This window comes from Acinetobacter sp. 1207_04, assembly GCF_052850415.1.
Genome location: NZ_VXCQ01000026.1, coordinates 1 through 19,145, shown reverse-complemented (window position 1 = coordinate 19,145; position 19,145 = coordinate 1). Strand labels below are relative to the sequence as shown.

The following is a 19,145-nucleotide window of genomic DNA, read 5'->3' as shown; positions in this document are numbered from 1 at the left end:
ACCTGCAGATGTTTGTTCGTTCATCATTATTTCCATTGCAATGACGTCTAGAAGTTTAAAAGAGCTTCATAACGTCTTGAGTTTGAGATCAAGCCTGCCTCAAATTCGATCACACAGGCTCAATCTGATTAAATCCTTTTCAATCTGTTGAATCTTTTTGCTATATTTTCTGAGCCTTAAGCTTCAAGCAACACGGCGTTATATTGATCACGTAAATCTTTTTTCAAGATTTTACCTGTACCACCTAAAGGCATTGCAGTAACAAAAATAACTTTATCTGGAATCTGCCATTTCGCTATTTTATTGATGTAAAAATCGAGTACATCTTTTTCTGTTAATTGACTTTCTAGCGATTTTTTAGCAATCAAGATTGGACGTTCATCCCACTTTGGATGGGGTGCTGCAATCACTGCGACAATATCAATTTCAGGGTGTGCAATAGCAATATTTTCAAGCTCTACAGATGAAATCCACTCACCGCCTGACTTAATTAAATCTTTTGAACGGTCACTAATATTCAAATAACCATCTTGATCTAAGGTTGCAATATCACCCGTATCAAACCAACCATCTGAGGTCAAAGCTGATTGATCTTTACCAAAATAGGTATCGACAATCCAATGTCCTTGAATTTGTAAATTGCCTGCTGTTTTGCCATTACGTTGTATTTCATTGGTGCTATTTTCAGCATCAGTAATACGCAGCTTTACGCCAAAAGGTGGACGACCTTGTGAGAAACGGCTCTTAAATTGTTCTTCTTCTGACAATGTTAAATGCTTGGCTTTCATTTGATTGACTGAGCCTAATGGACTTGTTTCAGTCATTCCCCATGCATGAATGGTTTCACAGTCATATACAGCTTTGAAGGTTTGAATCATTGATGGTGGGCATGATGCACCGCCTACAACATTACGTTTTAAGCTTTTAAGTTGTGTGCCTGACTGCTGTGCAGCATTGAGTAAACCTTGCCAAATGGTCGGCACACCGAGTGCTGTCGTCACTTGATAATCATCAATCAATTGAACCAAACTTGCACCATCCAACATTGGTCCTGGAAGCACTAAGCTACACCCAACCATTGCAGCCGCATATGGCGTTCCCCATGCACTGACATGGAACATCGGAACAACAGGTAAAATTCGATCAGTTGCCGACAATTTAAATGAATCGGGTAAACTCACTGCATAGCTGTGTAATACCGTTGAACGATGACTATATAAAACCCCTTTTGGATTACCTGTCGTACCTGAGGTATAGCACAATGAACTGGCTCTAGTTTCGTCAAACATTGGCCAATCAAAATGATTCGATTGCGTTGCAATTAAATCATCATAAAACTGTACTTCAGGAAGTGCTGTTTTGATTGCTTCATCATAAGCATCAAGACAAATATAATGCTCTACTGATGATAATGTCGCTTGAATTGAAAGAACTAAATTTAAAAAAGTTTTATCAAAAATCAGAACTTTGTCATCGGCATCATTAATAATAAAGGTTAGCTGCTCAGGGAAAAGACGCGGATTAATGGTGTGACAAATATAACCACTGCCCGAAATGCCATACCAACTTTCTAAGTGACGATGATTATTCCAAGCGATGGTTGCGACACGATCACTTACAGATAAATTAAAGGTTTTAAGTGCATTGGCAAAGCGTTTTGAATTATTGGCGATTTCGCCCCAATCGCTCTGCGTCATTGAACCATCAGTATTTTTTGAAATAATGGCAGTATCTGCATGGTAGTTTTGTGCATGCTCAATCAAGCTACTGATTAAAAGCGGTTGAGACATCATATTTCCATTCATTACTACATCCTTTTCTAGCCGTATGCACTTATTTTTAAATTTCTGTGCATCATTTCATCCCGAATTGGCTGTTAAATTAGCGTAATGTTCACATACTCACTTATCATTTAACGTCAAATCTTTATCATTTGACCACAATAAACAAATTTCATAGTGCCCTAATCAATAAAAACCGAGAGTATGTTAAAGATCTCGGTTTTTAAAAATAAATATCAAAATCCTAGAAATTCATTTTAAACACCAATGATGCAAAATCACGGTCATCTAAAACACTAAATTCATTTGAGCCAAAGAAATTGGTATATGAAAGCTCTGTGATATATTTCTTTTGATACGTTGCAGACACACCTGCACTCACTGCCATTTGTCCTTCTTGGAAATTAGGACCATAGCCACTCACATCGTGACGGAACATTAAACTTGGTGTAACTGTCGTTTGTGGCAGTAAATCGTTATAACTCAATGCACCACGCACACGATAACCAAACGACCACTCTTCAAAAAATCCTTTATCATTACAATATTTCTCATTGAGCTCATGAATTTCACCATCAGACAATTGACCTGTTTTTGGTGCAATACAGTAGGTATCTAATTTTGCAGGATCATAAGCCCCTGTCGACAACCCACTACGACCAAAGGCACCACTGCGCCCAAAATGATACTGATCTGTATCACCGATATGATTTACACCCAACTCGCCCACTAGAGATAATGCACTCGCCCCAAGTATATTTGGAATCGTATTTGCCGCACCTAAAGTAAACTGCGTAACAGGTACACGTGCAAAGCCATTTATGCGCTCACCGAGTTCTAAAGTTTCGCCCGCCGCAGTCAGTGGTGTGTCATTAAATAAAGCCTGTGCATACACCATATCCGTACTATTAAAGTGAAGTGGCATATCGGGTTTATAATTTAATTCACTGAAAATTGCGGTCTTGCCGACTTTACCTGTCAAACTCAGACCATACATTTCAATATCTTCTGGATAAACAGAAAGAATTCGAGCGGTATGATAATTGGCAGCACCTGGCTGTGTTACCGTGATACCATCAAAGTGCATAATACGACTATGATAATTTGCATAATACACACCAAGCTCCGCATTGTTTAAACTTGGAATAGTTTGTTTGATAGCAAGACCATATTGACCACTATTTTTGGCATATTCACTTGGTAAACGAGCAACCGTAAAATCAAGTGGTCCATTTGTGGCTTGATCCGTTGTAAAGCCTGGTCCACCAATCATCAATGGTCCACAATTTTCAGCAAAGACATCAGAAACTTCAAAGAATGTACCACAACCATCTACTACCGAAGGTCTAAATTTAAATTGATAGAAACCTTCAACTTTGGTTTTATCGGTTAAGCCTGCAACAAATGAGAACATTTCTACTGGAATAATACGTTCTTTAACATCTCCACCTGGACGGTTCATTGCAGCATAATCAAATGCACTCACCGAGTTTAGACCATTTTGGAAAAATTGGGACTTCCCCCAATTTAAAGCGTGTTTGCCCAGTTTTAAATCTAAGCTCTTTGAGTTTTCAAATTGAAAATTTTTCCAAATATATGCATCCCATAAATCAATCCCTTTAAATTTAACCAATCTTGGCCAAGCTGAATCATCAAATGTGGTGAAATCGCCTTTGCCTGTTTCATAGGCATGGTCATACCAATATTTTGCGCTGAGTACCGCACCTTGTTGTTTTCCATTCAACTTAAATTCTGTTAAACCTTTGACGATTTGCGAAATCGCATCACCTTTTTCAAAGTTAGCTCGACCATTATCTCCATTGATATCAACGCTTGAGCCTTCTTTGCCAATGCTCACCGCATCTGGCTTATATAACAAAGCACCATCGGGGTCTTGGGTACTAAAGCTTTGCCCTATACTTAAATTTGTATTGGTTTCAAATTTCCAATCTTTATTAATATCATAACTAAAGGCTGAAGCATTTGACGCAGTAAAAACCAAACCGATGCAGATGCTGAGGTGTCGCATTGCTAAAATAGAAGGATACTTTTTTTGTAAAAATAAACGCTGAGTAACCATATCATCTCCATATAGATATGATGTTTTTCGACCGGCTTGCATAATGCGAACCATGAGATAAAACTAAAAATCATGAACAAAAACAACGAGAAACTATTTACAACTAAAGATCATTTACAACGAAAAATGTGCATATCTATGCGCTATATACGTTTGACCTTAAAAGCCATCCTTTGGCTTAAAATTTAAATCGGCTGTTTCAAATGCCCTATTTCACATTTAAATCACCCAATTGGTTATTTCTAATGATGACTTGGTTTTATATTTTTACGATCTTAAAAAATGGCTGAAGTAACCCATGACGATAACTTCAGCCCAAGGCCTTACACGTAAATATCTCTTCAAATTTTATCGAGTTGACGAATGAATGCTTCAGCTTGTGGCCAAGGTCCATAACCTGCGACTGGGTTTAAATGTCCAACTTCACCCAAATTCACCCACTCAGTACCCCATGCTTTTGCCATATCTTCAACAGCATCGGCACTTGCTAAGTAATCATTACTACTTCCCACCACAATGCTTGGAAATGGTAAAACTTGCATAGGAACTGGATCCCAACCTTCTTGACGTAAAGTGTCAGGGCTTGGGTAATTTGCAGGCCAACTCTGATTTAAATCAGGTGGTGTCACCAACAATGCACCTTGAATATTATGCTGATGTTTAGCAGCCCAATGAACAGTCATGAGCACACCTGCACTATGTGCAACCAAAATCACAGGACCTGTAATCTGATCAAGCGCCGCTTGAATCGCTTCAACACGCTTCGCACAATTGAGTTTATCAATCTGTAAAGGTGGCACTGAACGTACTTTTTCAAGTCGGGCTTCAAGTAAAGTTTGCCAATGTTCTGCAACATGATCTCTTAAACCAGGAATAATCAAAACGGTTGCTTGTGTGAAAATTTTTTCCATCTCTATACCCTGAGAAAATGCTCATATAAGGAGCAAAACTGAATTCCATTTCACATCAACAATACGGTTTCAACTTTTTTTAAAATACACTTTAGGCGACATCGACTTATCTTTTAATGACAATGTATATAAAACTATTGAATAACTAACTCAGGAAATTCTAATAATCAAAAGTAGGATTTTTAGATTAAAATATGTGTATATTATGACTTCAAGATTTAAGCTGATTCGATCACAAAATAGTTCTATCTAAACGATCGCATCATTTATAAATGAATTAATCAAGGATTGGTTAATTTTAAAAACAAGGAGATAACAAGATGGTTCCTCTTGCACATACTGCCGTTCTAAAAAATTATTTAGACGTCACGCAGCAATTCAACATCAATCCTTATCTACTATTATCTGATGTTGGACTATGTCAAAGCCAATTGCATGATTCAAAGCAACGTATTCCTGTTGATAAAGCCATTGCTCTGCTCGAACAATCTGCACAAATGAGCGGTTGTGAATCGTTTGGTTTACATATGGCAGAACAGCGACAAATTTCCGATTTTGGTGAAATTAGCCTATTGCTCAGCTATCAACATACCTTGCGTGATGCAATTCAAACCATTGTTCGTTATCGTAATATTATCAATAATTCTCTCGCAATCTATATTGAAGAAGTCGGCAACACAGTCATTATCCGTGAAGAAGTGGTTTCTGCAGAATCTCAATATAGCCGTCAATCGACTGAATTAGCTTTGGGCATTATGCATCGCTTCTGTGCTGCCCTTTTACCCAATAAATGGCGTCCGCTGAGTATTCACTTTACCCATAACGCACCAAAAGATTTATCTGTACATAAACGCATTTTTGGTTGTTCACTTGAATTTGGCAGTGAGTTCAATGGTATTGTCTGTACTGCTGCTGAACTTGATACAACCAACCCCCAAGCCAATACCGCTATGGCAGAACACGCTCAACGCTTCCTCGATATTTTGCCAGATGATAGGGAGTCTTCAATGATTTTTGATATTCGTAAAAGTATCTATTTATTGTTGCCTATGGGTCGCGCAACTATTGATCAAATTGCACAAACACATGGCATGAATGTTCGTACGTTACAACGTCGTTTAGAAGTTTATAAAACCAGTTTTAGCCATTTAATCAATGATGTTAGACGCAATTTAGTATTTCGTTATTTACAAAATTTGAATTATTCATTGGGTCAAGTTTCGGACATTTTAGGCTACTCAACACCGAGTTCCTTTACCCGTTGGTTTATCAGCCAATTTGGTGTCGCACCAATCAATTGGCGTAATAAAAATAAAGCATTATTAAATTAATCGTCTAAATATATAGGTAATTTTAAAAGACTTGAGTTTTAACAATCCAAGTCTTTTTTTACATCGCTCATTTCTAACTAACTCATTATTATTAAAATAAAAAAATCCAAATGTAGAAACAAACCATTTGGAGGGGGAAACATACTAATACTTATTTTTCTTTAAAAAATATAATGTCAATTAAAACCACCAACGCATTAACAGTACAACCAAAACTACAAGGAAGATTGTTTCACTCACCATGAATAAAATAGGCTTAATACCAACTGAAGCTAATTCTTTGATTCGTGTTTTCATACCTAATGCACTAATTGCAATAATAAGTGCCCAACGTGACATTTCATTTACACCACCTTGAACAATTGTCGGTACCCAACCTGTACTGTTAATACATGCCAAAATTAGAAAACCAACAGCAAACCATGGCAATAATGGTGGTCGCTCTCCGCCTGTTTCTGCACCTTGCATACGTGTAAACATCGCAGCGCAAATAATCACAGGAAGTAACATGGCTACACGCATGAGTTTAACAACTGTTGCAGTATCACCTGTTTCAGTCGACATGCTATAACCTGCACCCACGACCTGTGCAACATCATGAATGGTCGCACCTAGAAACACACCTGCGAGTTGTGGGGAAAACTCTAACCAATTTGCAATCATCGGATAAACAATCATCGCTAAAGTGGATAATGCAGACACCCCAATGACGGTAAATAAAGTCGCTTTTTCTTTTTGTGGATGATTAGGCAAAGCAGCAGATAAGGCTAAAGCAGCAGATGCACCACAAATTGCTGTTGCACCACCCGTTAACATACCAAACGAACGTTCAAAACCAAGCATTTTTGCCACAACAATTGATACAGTAATGGTCACAGCCACTAAAGTTAAAACCAATGCAATCGGCTGCCACCCTAAAGCAGTAATTTGGCTCAGGGTAATTCGCATACCAAGTAAAGCTATTCCAACACGTAAAACCGTACGGGCTGTAAATTCAATCCCTGCCTTACACTTGGTGTCATCGGCAAGAAAGTTCAAACCCATACCAAGTAATAGAGCAAATAACATCACGGGGGCACCATAATGTTCCGAAAGAAAGCATGCGGCAGCAGCCACGACAGCACTCACAATGAAACCCGGCATTAATTCACGAGTACGCTGACTCAAATTCATCGTATTTGTCATTTTACGCTCCCGAGTCCATCACAATAAAAACATCTGATTCAATCACTTCAACCAGATAAGATGTCATTTTCAGATGCGTCGAATTCAACATATAGCCGCTTTCTAAATCAAACTTTAAACCATGTGCACAGCATTGAAGGGATTTACCTTCAAGCTTTCCACTAAATAATGATGCACCCTGATGTGGACAACTGTCATCAATGGCATAAAACTGTTGATTTATATTAAAAAGTACGAGGAATTTTTCATCAACTTTCAAAAATGCTCTTGCACCAGATGTCGGTATTTTTTCCTGAGGAACCTGAAATCGAGCTGTCATGTCACTTATCCTTGTGTTACGAGTGCCTCAAGCATTGCGTTGTACAATGTTTCTGCGGGATGCGCTCCTGCAACCGCTAAACGTTGATTAAAAATAAAATAGGGAACGCCATTGGATCCTGTATTTGCAGAATTAAAGGGTTGATTGAGTTGTCCCAATGTATTGTTGATGACATCTGTGTCAAAGCCACAAGACTGAGCAATCTTCAGTAAATTTTCACTATTCCCTAAATCTTCGGATAAATGAAAATAGGCTGAAAATAAACGTTCAAGCAATTGATCAATTTGTGTAGCTGTACCGAATTGAATTGCCATTGCTAAAAGCTGATGGGCTTTAGCAGTATTGGGCATCAATTTAATATTAGAAAAATCAATGTCTACATCTACAGCATTTGCCGCTTGGCGAACTTGTGATTGACGCATTCGTACCGCTTCAGGACTGCCCAAACGTTGCTGATAAAATGCATCAAATGGTACACCTTCAGCAGCTATATGAGGCAATAACTGAACGCCATGCCAACTGAGAATAACTTCAACATCAGGATTATTTTCCTTCAGTTTAAGCAATGCAACCTGCAATTGGCGCTTACCAATTAAGCACCAAGGACAGATAAAATCAAAAAATATATCTACTGTTAAATGACGTGACATCTTTTTATGAATCCAATTTGTTTTGCTGTGGCGCACTTGGTGGCAATAACCCTTGCTCAGTTAAACGAATAATATCGCTGTGATAATGACGTTTTGCATAGAAAAAAACCGCAGCAGATAAAATACTCATAAATGGCATAAGCTGAAATGCATCATGTAAACCAACATGATCTGAAATTTTACCAATCACTAATGGTCCAAGTGCAATGCCCAATAAATTATTGGCAATCGTTAATGTCGCAAAAGCAGAACTGTGCACTGAGTGATGAGTTAAATTTGCGACCATTGCCATAGATGGTCCGTTGGTTCCAATCACAATAAAGATACCTAAACACAGCAAAGCGATTTGCGCTGTACCTGTTGGAATAGCAAAAGCAGCAGAAAGTAGTAAACAACTTCCTAAACAAAAAGCAATCGCCAAACTTGTTTTACGGTCGGCACGTTCACGCCCTAAACGGTCGGATAACATGCCACAAATCACTGTACCTATAGCGCCACCAAGCACAATAATCGCTGCGACAACACCCGCTTTATCTGTCGGCATTGCATAGTAACGGTTCAGATAACTTGGCATCCAAACCATAATCGCACCAGCAACAAAGAGCTGTAAGCCACTCCCAATATAAGTTGCAACAACGGTATGAGATGAATACAGTGTTTTTAGTGCGTTCTTCACTTTAATCGGTTGTTGCTCTTTGGTATATGCCTGACCCGATGGATTAATTTTCTTCTCTTTCACCACTATTGGGTATAACAATGCGAGCATTAAGCCAAATGCAGCCATACCACCAAATGCCCAACGCCAACCAAAATGTTCCGCAAGTACACCACCCAGTGCCATACCAAAGAAAGAACCGCACATCCCACCTGCCATAAAGGCACTGGCTAAAGTTGCACGCATTTCTTTCGGGAAAATTGTCATAACAACAGCAATACCTACACTGCCATAAGCAGCCTCACCGACACCGACCAAGAAACGAGCCGTAAACATTTGCCCGTAATTTTCTGCAAGTGCACAACCTAAAGTTGCTAGACTCCAAAGCACCGCCATGATGGTTAGACTTTTCACTCGACCAAAACGATCGGCAAGAAAGGACAAAGGTAAAGTCAGTAACCCGACCATAAGTGCCACAATGCCACTGAGCCAACCGAGTTGACTGTCCGTCAACATCCATTCACTCTTTAATAGTGGAAAGACTGCATTTAAAACCTGACGAGACATATAGTCTGAAATTAGTAAACCAAATGTGAGTGCAAAAACAATCCATGCATAACGACGAGGAATACCCATTGATGTATCCGTCTGTGCATCTAATGCTTGATGTGCATTCATACAACCTCCATGTATTTTTTATAATGTTTATTTTAGAGCCTAAAAAGCGAGGATCGTTTTAGCCAAAACACTTATCCCCGCTTATTTATTGCAACCCAAGCCCTATATCCTTGTGACTCAGGTTTTAGATCATTTACGTTGTGGTACGCCTTTTTGACCTGCAACACGATTCGGAGCCATGCCATTTGCCAATAAGGTTTCTTCAATACTATCGTACTGCACACCAATACGATAAATTTCACGTGCTTCTTGACCACTCGCAATATCACGACCTAACTCATGCGCAATGCGTACTGTTTGCTTAATCTGATCAACCGAACCGAAACGTTCACCTTTATGGTTAATGATTGTATCTTCATTACCCACACGTGCATGCATACCCATTGCCATAGACATCGTGTTAAATGGTAAGACATTTTTCAGTAATGATTCTGAAGTCAATGTACAACCATCTGGAACACGGTTCAGGAAGTTAAAGAAGTTGAATGGGTTTGGACCATCAAAACCGCCACCAATACCAATCCAAGTTAAGTTCATTGGACCCATGTACTGACCTTTACGCACCATACGTTCAAGCGTTTCCAGACCATGCATGCCTGTCAATTGGAAATGTGGTTGAATACCATTTGCTGATAAACGCTTCAAATGTTCAATCAACCATTCAGGTCCCGCAGGAACTGTCATTTCTGAATAAGCTGCTTGAATTGCAGGATGCTCAAGTGATGTTCCTTTTAAATATTCAGGATATAAAAGCTCCATAATATTCATTTGCGTGGTATTCACAGCAACCGTCACTTGATCAGGTTTAGGGTCTAATTCAGCCAATTTATGACGTGTATCATCACTCAACCATAGAGCCGCTTCACCTTCGCTTTCAGGTGCAAATGAAATAGAACCACCAACCTGAATAATCATGTCAGGAACTTCTGCACGTACACCTGCAATCAGTTCATTGAACTTAGATAAACGCTTTGAACCTTTACCGTCCAATTCACGCACATGTAAATGTAGAACGGTTGCACCCGCTTCGTAACATTCAACGGCCTTCGCAATTTGCTCTTCCATTGTGACAGGAATATCTTCAGGGAAATCTTCAGGCGCCCACTCTGGACCATACGGTGCTACCGTAATAACTACTTTATCCATATTTTCTGGGTGTAAAGAATCATCTAAAAATTGCATGAGTTGCTCCTAATCTTTTTTCTAAGACGTTTAATCCATTAAAATGAGTGTTCCATTCACTCAATTCTTACTTTATCGGCGATCAATATGTTGCATCACCAATCATGCCTGCACGTTCCATTTTTCGATGGCAAGCAGGATAATCCATCACCGCATAATGCTGTGTGCTACGATTATCCCAAATCGCAATACTGTTCGGCTCCCAGCTCCAACGTACTTGGTATTCAGGAATTGAGGCTTGAGTAATTAAATAGCGTAATAAATCTGCTGCACCTGGATTCGCATCTTGTCCAAAACGCACACGATCTTTCGTGTGATAATTACTAAAATGTGTCGTAAATGAATTCACGAACAAAATTTTCTCACCTGTTTCTGGATGTGTACGCACCACTGGATGCTCTGCATCAGGAAAACGTGCTTTCAGCTCTAAACGCTTTTCAATTGGCATTGCCGCACCAAAACTTGCTTCAATACTGTGATATGCACGTAAATCGGCAATTTTCACCTTAATATCTTCAGGCAAATTGTTATATGCCATCACCATATTGGTCCACATGGTATCTCCACCCACCGTTGGGCATTCGACACAACGCAATACAGCACCCATTGGTGGAATTTGGCGCCAACTTGCATCGCTATGCCACGCATTTTCATAGCGGTCAATTGGGCTCTCTGGGCTTTTATAAATTTGTACTAAGCCCGGATACTCAGGATGACTTCCTAACGCAGGATGACTTTCTAACTGACCAAAACGCTCAGCAAAAGCGACATGCTCAGCACGAGTTAAGTTTTGATTACGTAGAAACAAAACCCGATGCTGTAAGAGTTGACTGCGAATTTCAGTAAACAGCGCATCATCATGAATGGCATCTGCCAAGTTCACACCGTTTAATTCTGCGCCTATATTGCAGGTAAGTTGTTTAATTTGCATAAGAAATCCTTTCTAGCAAAATTCAGTTCGGTAAAACTTAGATCACAAAAATAGATGATCCAATGGTTTTACGTGCTTCTAAATCACGATGTGCTTGTACTGCATCTTCGAGTTTATAGCGCTGATTAATTTCAATTTTGATACGACCGCTACTGACATGATCAAATAGTTCATTGGCTAAAGCTTGTTTTTCAACAGGGTCAGCAATGTAGTCTGCAAGCGCAGGACGAGTCACAAATAATGAGCCTTTCATTGCCAATAACACTGGATCAAATGGGGGAATTGCACCCGAAGCTGTTCCAACGCATACCAATAAACCACGGCGCTTAAGTGAGTCTAAAGATGACATAAAGGTATCTTTACCTACGCTGTCAAATACAACGCTCACACCAACACCACCCGTTAATTCACGTACACGTTCAGCCACATTTTCATGGCTATAATTAATGACATGATCACAACCATGCGCACGAGCAATCGCTGCTTTTTCTTCTGAAGATGTTGTACCAATCACAGTTAAACCAAGTAATTTTGCCCATTGAGCAACAATCAGACCTACACCACCTGCTGCTGCATGTAGAAGGATTGAGTCACCTGCTTTAAAGTCATAAATACGGCGAATCAAATATGCCGAAGTCAAACCACGCATCGTCATAGCTGCTGCAGTTTCGCAAGAGATACCTTCAGGCAACTTAATTAAAGCATTGGCAGGCACGAGTGTCTCTTCACTATATGCACCCAAAGTATTGATAAATCCTGTATAGGTCACACGGTCACCAACTTGTACATTGGTTACGCCTTCACCCACTTGCTCTACGACACCTGATGCTTCTACGCCCATGCCATTTGGCATTGGAATTTTATACGTTCCATTACGAAAATAAGTATCGGCATAGTTTAAACCGACCGCCACATGGCGAATACGTACTTCACCCACACTTGGCTCACCGACTTCAACGCCTTCGTAACGCAATACATCAGGAGTTCCTGTTTCATAGAAACGAATCGCTTTGGTTAATGTCATATCCCTATCCATCTTTTGATTATTGTGCTTCAACTTCATTGACTCAAATTACAACACTCTCAACAGACCCACTTTACATTTGACGACACAGACTTATCCTTTTACGACACAATACTTTGTCGCATCATCGACTTTTGTATTACACGATTAATCACGTTAAAAATATTTAATATAGAATCGAATTGTTAATCAATTTTAGTGTTTTTTAAATATTAAGACTCAATCGAAAATAGAATATTAAAAGCTAAATAATTCATAAAAATATCTTAAAAATTGCGAAGTTAAATACCTGAGAGCCTATGTCCATAAGCATGATTATTGAATGAAGCTAATTTTCTGAATTTTGATTTTTTTTTGTTTTTTATGTTGTCTTTATTTATATGCTATTAATCTTAAAACCATATCAATGACTCGCTGATTTTGTTGATGAATGGCATAATCACTCCACCGATTAATTTAGATATTAAATCTAATGTTTTGACTCAAATTATTGACTCTAAATCGATGACAAAGGATCAAGCATGACGCTTAAACAATTAAAAGCCTTTTTAGTCCTTGCACGCACATTAAATTACGCCAATGCTGCCGAAGAATTATGTCTAAGCCAATCTGCTTTAAGTCTGAGTATTAAAAGTTTAGAAGAAGAATTGGGTGGCAAACTCTTTAAACGCAATACACGCCGTGTCGATTTAACTCTTGAGGGACAGTCCTTAATTCCCTATGCCAGAAAATTATTGGCAAATTGGGAAGATATGGAAAAGGATGTCAAACAACGCTTTAAATTACATCGAGGTACGCTAAATATTGCATCTATGCCATTCGCTACACATGCAGTTTTACCTGCGGTGATGCATGAATTTTCTAAAAATCATCCAAATATTAGTTTTTCAATTCATGATGTAACCAATGAAAAAATCATTGAAAATGTGCAACAAGGTATATTTGAAATTGGTATTTGCTTTGAACCACCTGTCAATCATCAATTGATTTTTCAACCACTTTTTCAAGAAGATTTTCTTGCCTTAGTCCCGAAAGATCATGTACTTGCACAGCAAAAAAGCGTCACTTGGCAGCAACTTTGCGCTCATCCCTTTATCACCTTACAAAACCCTTCCATTATTCGGCATATTATTGAAGAAAACTGTCATAAAAATCAGATGGTTTTAGATTTAAAAGTAGAATGTCATCAAATTAGTTCTCTATCTCACTTTGTCGCTTTTGGTATGGGGGTCAGCGCCATTCCACGACGTTTTCAACATTTTATTGATCAACAGCAGAATGTTTTAATTGAATTGGTTGAAGGTGAAATCCCACCACCTGTGGGTATTATTTATCAAAAAGATACAGAACTTTCTAATGCATCAGCAGAGTTTATCGACATCATGCTCAAGCATCATTTTTAAATTAATGAGTTTTTTTAATCACGCCTTTAAAATATTCAATTTCCAAAACTGATTCAGCCTTGCTAATAATAAAGCCATACAAGGACTCAAGGTAATCAGGATGAATAAAGTTGTCGCAAATGCACAAGTTGCATTGGCAGATATCGTTGCCGATAATCAAATCATCGCCGTTGGTGGTTTTGGCGTGTGTGGTATTCCCGAAGCACTGATTGATGCGTTGCAAGAAACAGGTGTAAAAGGCTTAACATGCATTTCAAATAATGCTGGAATTGATGGTTTTGGTTTAGGTAAATTGCTTGAAACCAAACAAATTAAAAAAATGATTGCCTCTTATGTTGGTGAAAATAAAGAATTTGAACGCCAATACTTAAATGGCGAACTTGAAGTAGAACTCACACCACAAGGCACACTTGCTGAAAAATTACGTTCAGGTGGTGCTGGCATTCCTGCATTTTACACCCAAACAGGTGTCGGTACGCTCATTGCCGAAGGCAAAGAAACCCGTGAATTTGATGGTAAAAATTATATTTTAGAACATTCGCTTAATGCCGATATTGCCCTGGTTAAAGCTTACAAAGCAGATAAAGCAGGAAATTTAGTATTCCGTAAAACAGCGCGCAACTTCAATCCTGACTGTGCAATGGCAGGAAAATTGACCATTGTAGAAGTCGAACAGATTGTCGAAATTGGTGAAATTGATCCTGATGATATTCATTTACCGGGAATTTATGTCAATCGTATTGTACTCAATAGCACACCTGAAAAACGCATCGAACAACTGACTTTAAAAGCAACGGAGGCTTAAATCATGGCTTGGACTCGCAATGAAATGGCGCAACGCGCTGCGCTCGAACTTGAAGATGGCTTTTATGTTAACTTAGGTATTGGTTTACCAACTTTAGTTGCCAACTATATTCCTGAAGGCGTCAATGTTTGGTTACAGTCAGAAAATGGTTTACTAGGCATTGGTGAGTTTCCTACGCGAGAAACAGTAGATGCTGATCTAATTAATGCTGGAAAACAAACTGTAACAACGCGCTCAGGTGCTGCATTTTTCTCAAGCTCAGAATCATTTGCCATGATCCGTGGTGGTCATGTCAATATTGCTGTTTTAGGTGCAATGGAAGTCTCTGAAACAGGAGATCTTGCTAACTGGATGATTCCGGGCAAGAAAGTCAAAGGGATGGGTGGTGCAATGGACTTGGTTGCAGGTGTACAAAAAATTGTGGTCTTAATGGAACACACCGCAAAAGATGGTAGTCCTAAAATTGTCAAAAATTGCAGCTTACCACTAACAGGTCAAGCCGTGGTTAATCGTATTATTACTGAGTTGGGTGTAATGGATATTACGGCTGAAGGCATTAAACTCGTTGAACTGGCATCAGATGTCACGCTTCAACAGATTAAAGTTGCAACAGGTGTTGACTTAATCATCAATGAATTAGAACTTGCTGGTTAAAACCTTCATAAAAAGTGATGCATAAAACTGGCTTAAAAATGCAGATAAAATAAAAGCAACTTTTTAGCTGCTTTTATTTATAAATTTTTCAATCTAGCGAAATACAGATGATTTGAATTCAGATTGCTTGTATTTGCGCTGTAGTATTTGCCAATGCAGCATCTTTCGCTGCTGTCCCCATGTTCACGCCTTCAGCACGAATCACAGTCACATCAGTTACACCAGTAAAACCAAATACAGTTTTTAATAAACCTTCTTGGAAATCAAGTGCGCTGTCATCACCATATACACCGCCACGGCTACTTGCGATATATACTTTTTTCTCGCCCGCTAAGCCCACAGGACCATTTTCTGTATATTTAAATGTTTTACCTGCAACACTAATACGATCAATCCATGCTTTTAATGGCGATGGCAAACCAAAGTTATACATTGGCGCACCGACAACAATCACATCTGCATCAAGGTATTGCTGTAAAATTTGACCACCCAATGCAGTTTGTTCAGCATTTTGACCCATTAAAATTTCAGTCGTCAAATGTGGGATATCTTGTTTTGCAAGATCCAAGTACTCAACTTGAGCATCAGCTTGTTTCGCTTGTACTTGTGCAATAATTTGTTGAGTGAGTTGGCGTGAAACTGATGCATCACCCATAATACTTGAATCGATATGTAAAACTTTCATAAGAAATCACAGTGCTTATTAATCTATTATGTGAATTTTATAACTTTTTGAAAATTGGGTCAGCGTTTGCTATAAGACATATTGTTCTATTTATAAGACAATAACTCATTTTTTATACAAATTGCTTATTTTTTACAATTACAAATTTTGGTTTCATTCGTTATTTAAAAAAAATCATGACTTCTTTTTTTTCAAAACTCAAAATATTAACAAGTTACATGCTTGAAATTATATGTTAAACATAATGTGATTTGCTCTGTAGGCTTCAACCCTATTGATTAAGTCACTTTTTTATACTTAATTTTTAAAACTTATTTTCACCTTGAATCATTACACTCAATTTTTAACAACATCATTCTAAATAATTCAAAATAAAAAATGGCGAAAATACAATAATATCGTATTTTCGCCACTGTATAAAATAATGATTTTTTAGAAATGCTTAGTAATGGTAAACCATGACTCAACATCATTCGGCTGTTCCAAACTCTTTGGTTTTGACCCAATTGGGAAACCAACGGTTAGCGCTGCGCCCCATTGTGATGAATTTGTCCAATTCAATCCCAAGCCTGCACTATTGATACGCTCTTGATTATCTCCAGTTAAGCCTTTCCATTTATGCGCTTGGCGCTTTACCTCTCCTGTATCGATATAAACTTTACCGATGACTTGGTTATTTGAAGAAGCATATAAACTTTGTCGAAGTTCAGCCAATAAATAATAGCCTGTTGAACCACTTAATACGCTATTTTCATATCCAGCAACATTGGCAGAACCACCAACACTAAACTGCTGCGCACTATCTAAATTATCTGGGCTAAACTGAGCTTGCAACGCAGCATAAAGTTGCGTATCTGAGTCTACAAGATTTTGTAATCTAGACACATTAAATGATGCTACGACAAAGTTACCCTGTGTATTAGCCGTTGCTAAATCATCTTTTTCCGTTGCTGCGTTTTTAAATTTAACATGACCAAAATCTGCGGCAACACCAAACTGAGTTAAACCACCCCCAGCAAAATTATCGGTCTGCGATGCATCTAGACGAATACGTCCAACATGAATATCTCGATCTCGATAAAGGTCTGCAACTTCAATATCATCTTCTAGGCGTTTAAAGTCATATTGCACTCCAAGTACAACTTCACTTTGATTATTCAGCAATACAGGCTGACTAAGCCATATACTCGCTTGCTGAGCATTCCCTACTGCATCCAATGCTTTGTATTCTTTACCCAATTCATAATCGAGATCAGAATAACTCGCACCTAGACGTGTTCCAGCAGCATTGACCGTCGCTTCATAACCCAAACGACCAAAATTTAAATTTCCAGAGGTCATTCCGTCAAAACTAAGCCGATCCCCCAAACCGAGCAGATTATTCGCAGCAACACCTGCATTCAATCGAAGTTCATGCGTATATTCATTACCATAATTATCAAGACCAACATAACCATTTAAAGTTTTTTCAGGTTGAATATGAATAGTTAAGTCACTTGTTCCAGGATAACGTCCTGCACTAATCACATTACGAATTTTAATACCATTTAAACGACTCAGAAGTTTTAGTTGCTGTTGCAACGTTGCTGAGTCAATAATATCGCCTGATTGTAACGGTGCTAAAATCCCTTCAATTAAGTGATTTGCAGTTCGAGTTTGGTTATTAAACTGAATACGATCATATCTTGCTTCCAAGATTTGGATCTTAACAACACCATCAGCCAAACTTTGTACAGGTAAATAGGCTCGATTATATGAATAACCCTGTTGCTGATGAAAGTCCGTCAATTTTTTAGTCAGTTGTTGCAAATCAGATAGCGTCAATACCTGACCTTCTACATCTTTGACCAATGCGTGTAAATCTTCTGTGGCAATACTTTGATTACCTTGTATCACCACTTGTTTAATCTGAATCTGTTGTTGTGAATCAGCAGGCATGATCTGCATCTGCTGAGGTTCTTCAATATTTACCTCTGCTTGCGGCTGATATTGTTGCCATGACTGCTGTTGTAACAACTGACCCGCATTTGGAATATTTGGAATGGTATTTGCAACTACAGGAAAACTACTGACGGCAAGCGTACTCAGCAATAAAGTTTTCTTTGGATAAAACATAATTAAAATCTCCCTGTTAATGTTTGAATACCGTCCATATTGATACCATCACCCATAATTTCGATTTCAATTTGATCTGACTGTTTCGACTGACGTTCTCGAGGTGCAAATTGAATTGCCCGTTGATAAACTTGAAAATCAAAGCTAGGTGTAGCAGGAATGTTCGGTACAGTCGGTTTTTCTGGTGTTGGAGGTTCAGGTATTACCAATGACTCGGTAATTTGTAACATTCCTGCGCTAAAGGTTAGATCATAGTTTTGATCACTACCGCTCACATCATTGACATATGTCCCTACTTTTGTTCCATTTGCCCCTGTAGCAGTAACACCTGTCAATACAGATGCAGTTTCGCCGCCAACTAAACCATTGACAGTAAAACCAGAAACATGTTGTTGCTGACCACTGTATGTAGCTGTTAAATTATTTCCAATCACATGTGCTTTCGCTTTGGCTATATCAGCTTGGGTTTGTAGATTCGTTGAAAGCACGTAGTTACCTGCATCTGTACCATTTAAAGCACCTGATACATTCACATTCTTATTCGAGCCTGCATTTTTATCGCTAAATTGACCTTGTGCCGTGATATCAACATTATCACCACTGATTACACCGTTCAGACTACCATTCACAATCGCATTGGTCGTGCCATCGTAGACTTTGTCTTGTGCACTAATTAAGCCTGTGATTTGTTTTTTGGCAATATTAGCTGTGACTTGGCCATTGGTGGTCAATTCATAGTTTCCTGCATCTGTACCT

At 38.6% G+C, this 19,145-nt stretch carries 17 protein-coding genes; 4 read left to right on the top strand and 13 right to left on the bottom strand.

All coding sequences use genetic code 11. The features are described 5' to 3' along the window. Window positions 1–176 precede the first annotated feature (176 nt). The 3 genes from FW754_RS16070 to FW754_RS16060 form a co-directional block, all read right to left on the bottom strand. Complete coding sequence (locus tag FW754_RS16070; RefSeq protein ID WP_446325211.1) at window positions 177–1,805, bottom strand: long-chain-fatty-acid--CoA ligase; 1,629 nt, start codon at window positions 1,803–1,805, stop codon at window positions 177–179. Window positions 1,806–2,025: 220 nt separating this feature from the next. After that, on the bottom strand, window positions 2,026–3,861 hold the full coding sequence (locus FW754_RS16065) for a DUF1302 domain-containing protein (RefSeq protein ID WP_446325210.1): 1,836 nt from the start codon (window positions 3,859–3,861) through the stop codon (window positions 2,026–2,028). 341 nt (window positions 3,862–4,202) lie between these two features. After that, the gene (locus tag FW754_RS16060; protein WP_446325209.1) at window positions 4,203–4,772 is read right to left on the bottom strand and encodes an RBBP9/YdeN family alpha/beta hydrolase; all 570 of its coding nucleotides are present in this window, start codon (window positions 4,770–4,772) and stop codon (window positions 4,203–4,205) included. Between the two features lie 320 nt (window positions 4,773–5,092). Here FW754_RS16060 and FW754_RS16055 point away from each other — a divergent pair, with 320 nt between their 5' ends. Next, window positions 5,093–6,103, top strand: a complete 1,011-nt coding sequence (locus tag FW754_RS16055) for an AraC family transcriptional regulator (RefSeq protein ID WP_409512863.1) — start codon at window positions 5,093–5,095, stop codon at window positions 6,101–6,103. A 180-nt stretch (window positions 6,104–6,283) separates the two neighbouring features. Here the strand turns inward: FW754_RS16055 and FW754_RS16050 are convergent, their stop codons facing one another. The 7 genes from FW754_RS16050 to FW754_RS16020 form a co-directional block, all read right to left on the bottom strand. Beyond that, the gene (locus FW754_RS16050; protein WP_409512864.1) at window positions 6,284–7,288 is read right to left on the bottom strand and encodes a YeiH family protein; all 1,005 of its coding nucleotides are present in this window, start codon (window positions 7,286–7,288) and stop codon (window positions 6,284–6,286) included. Between the two features lies 1 nt (window position 7,289). Next, window positions 7,290–7,607 carry a Rieske (2Fe-2S) protein gene (locus tag FW754_RS16045; RefSeq protein WP_446325208.1) on the bottom strand — a complete coding sequence of 106 codons (318 nt, stop codon included), beginning with the start codon at window positions 7,605–7,607 and terminating at the stop codon, window positions 7,290–7,292. Between the two features lie 5 nt (window positions 7,608–7,612). Beyond that, window positions 7,613–8,257: a DsbA family oxidoreductase gene (locus tag FW754_RS16040; protein ID WP_419349709.1), complete on the bottom strand. Its 645-nt coding sequence runs from the start codon at window positions 8,255–8,257 to the stop codon at window positions 7,613–7,615. 4 nt (window positions 8,258–8,261) lie between these two features. Then, complete coding sequence (locus FW754_RS16035; RefSeq protein WP_446325207.1) at window positions 8,262–9,590, bottom strand: MFS transporter; 1,329 nt, start codon at window positions 9,588–9,590, stop codon at window positions 8,262–8,264. A gap of 129 nt (window positions 9,591–9,719) precedes the next feature. After that, on the bottom strand, window positions 9,720–10,772 hold the full coding sequence (locus FW754_RS16030; RefSeq protein ID WP_446325206.1) for a 3-keto-5-aminohexanoate cleavage protein: 1,053 nt from the start codon (window positions 10,770–10,772) through the stop codon (window positions 9,720–9,722). Between the two features lie 82 nt (window positions 10,773–10,854). After that, on the bottom strand, window positions 10,855–11,703 hold the full coding sequence (locus FW754_RS16025; protein WP_419349714.1) for a TauD/TfdA dioxygenase family protein: 849 nt from the start codon (window positions 11,701–11,703) through the stop codon (window positions 10,855–10,857). A gap of 37 nt (window positions 11,704–11,740) precedes the next feature. Continuing rightward, a complete protein-coding gene (locus FW754_RS16020; protein ID WP_446325205.1) occupies window positions 11,741–12,727 on the bottom strand; it encodes a quinone oxidoreductase family protein in 987 nt (328 codons plus the stop codon). 521 nt (window positions 12,728–13,248) lie between these two features. On the opposite strand from FW754_RS16020, the gene FW754_RS16015 reads away from it, so the two are divergent. The 3 genes from FW754_RS16015 to FW754_RS16005 all read left to right on the top strand — a co-directional run bounded on the left by FW754_RS16015 (window position 13,249) and on the right by FW754_RS16005 (window position 15,589). Continuing rightward, window positions 13,249–14,130 (top strand): LysR family transcriptional regulator, encoded by an 882-nt coding sequence (locus tag FW754_RS16015; protein WP_419349718.1) that lies wholly within the window; start codon window positions 13,249–13,251, stop codon window positions 14,128–14,130. Window positions 14,131–14,230: 100 nt separating this feature from the next. Beyond that, on the top strand, window positions 14,231–14,935 hold the full coding sequence (locus tag FW754_RS16010; protein WP_409512871.1) for a CoA transferase subunit A: 705 nt from the start codon (window positions 14,231–14,233) through the stop codon (window positions 14,933–14,935). A gap of 3 nt (window positions 14,936–14,938) precedes the next feature. After that, window positions 14,939–15,589: a 3-oxoacid CoA-transferase subunit B gene (locus tag FW754_RS16005; RefSeq protein WP_446325204.1), complete on the top strand. Its 651-nt coding sequence runs from the start codon at window positions 14,939–14,941 to the stop codon at window positions 15,587–15,589. A 118-nt stretch (window positions 15,590–15,707) separates the two neighbouring features. Here the strand turns inward: FW754_RS16005 and FW754_RS16000 are convergent, their stop codons facing one another. The 3 genes from FW754_RS16000 to FW754_RS15990 form a co-directional block, all read right to left on the bottom strand. After that, window positions 15,708–16,274: an FMN-dependent NADH-azoreductase gene (locus tag FW754_RS16000; RefSeq protein WP_446325203.1), complete on the bottom strand. Its 567-nt coding sequence runs from the start codon at window positions 16,272–16,274 to the stop codon at window positions 15,708–15,710. Window positions 16,275–16,706: 432 nt separating this feature from the next. Further along, window positions 16,707–18,389 (bottom strand): ShlB/FhaC/HecB family hemolysin secretion/activation protein, encoded by a 1,683-nt coding sequence (locus FW754_RS15995; protein ID WP_446325202.1) that lies wholly within the window; start codon window positions 18,387–18,389, stop codon window positions 16,707–16,709. A 2-nt stretch (window positions 18,390–18,391) separates the two neighbouring features. Then, window positions 18,392–19,145: YDG domain-containing protein (locus tag FW754_RS15990; protein ID WP_446325201.1), on the bottom strand; the 754-nt coding region annotated here is incomplete at its 5' end.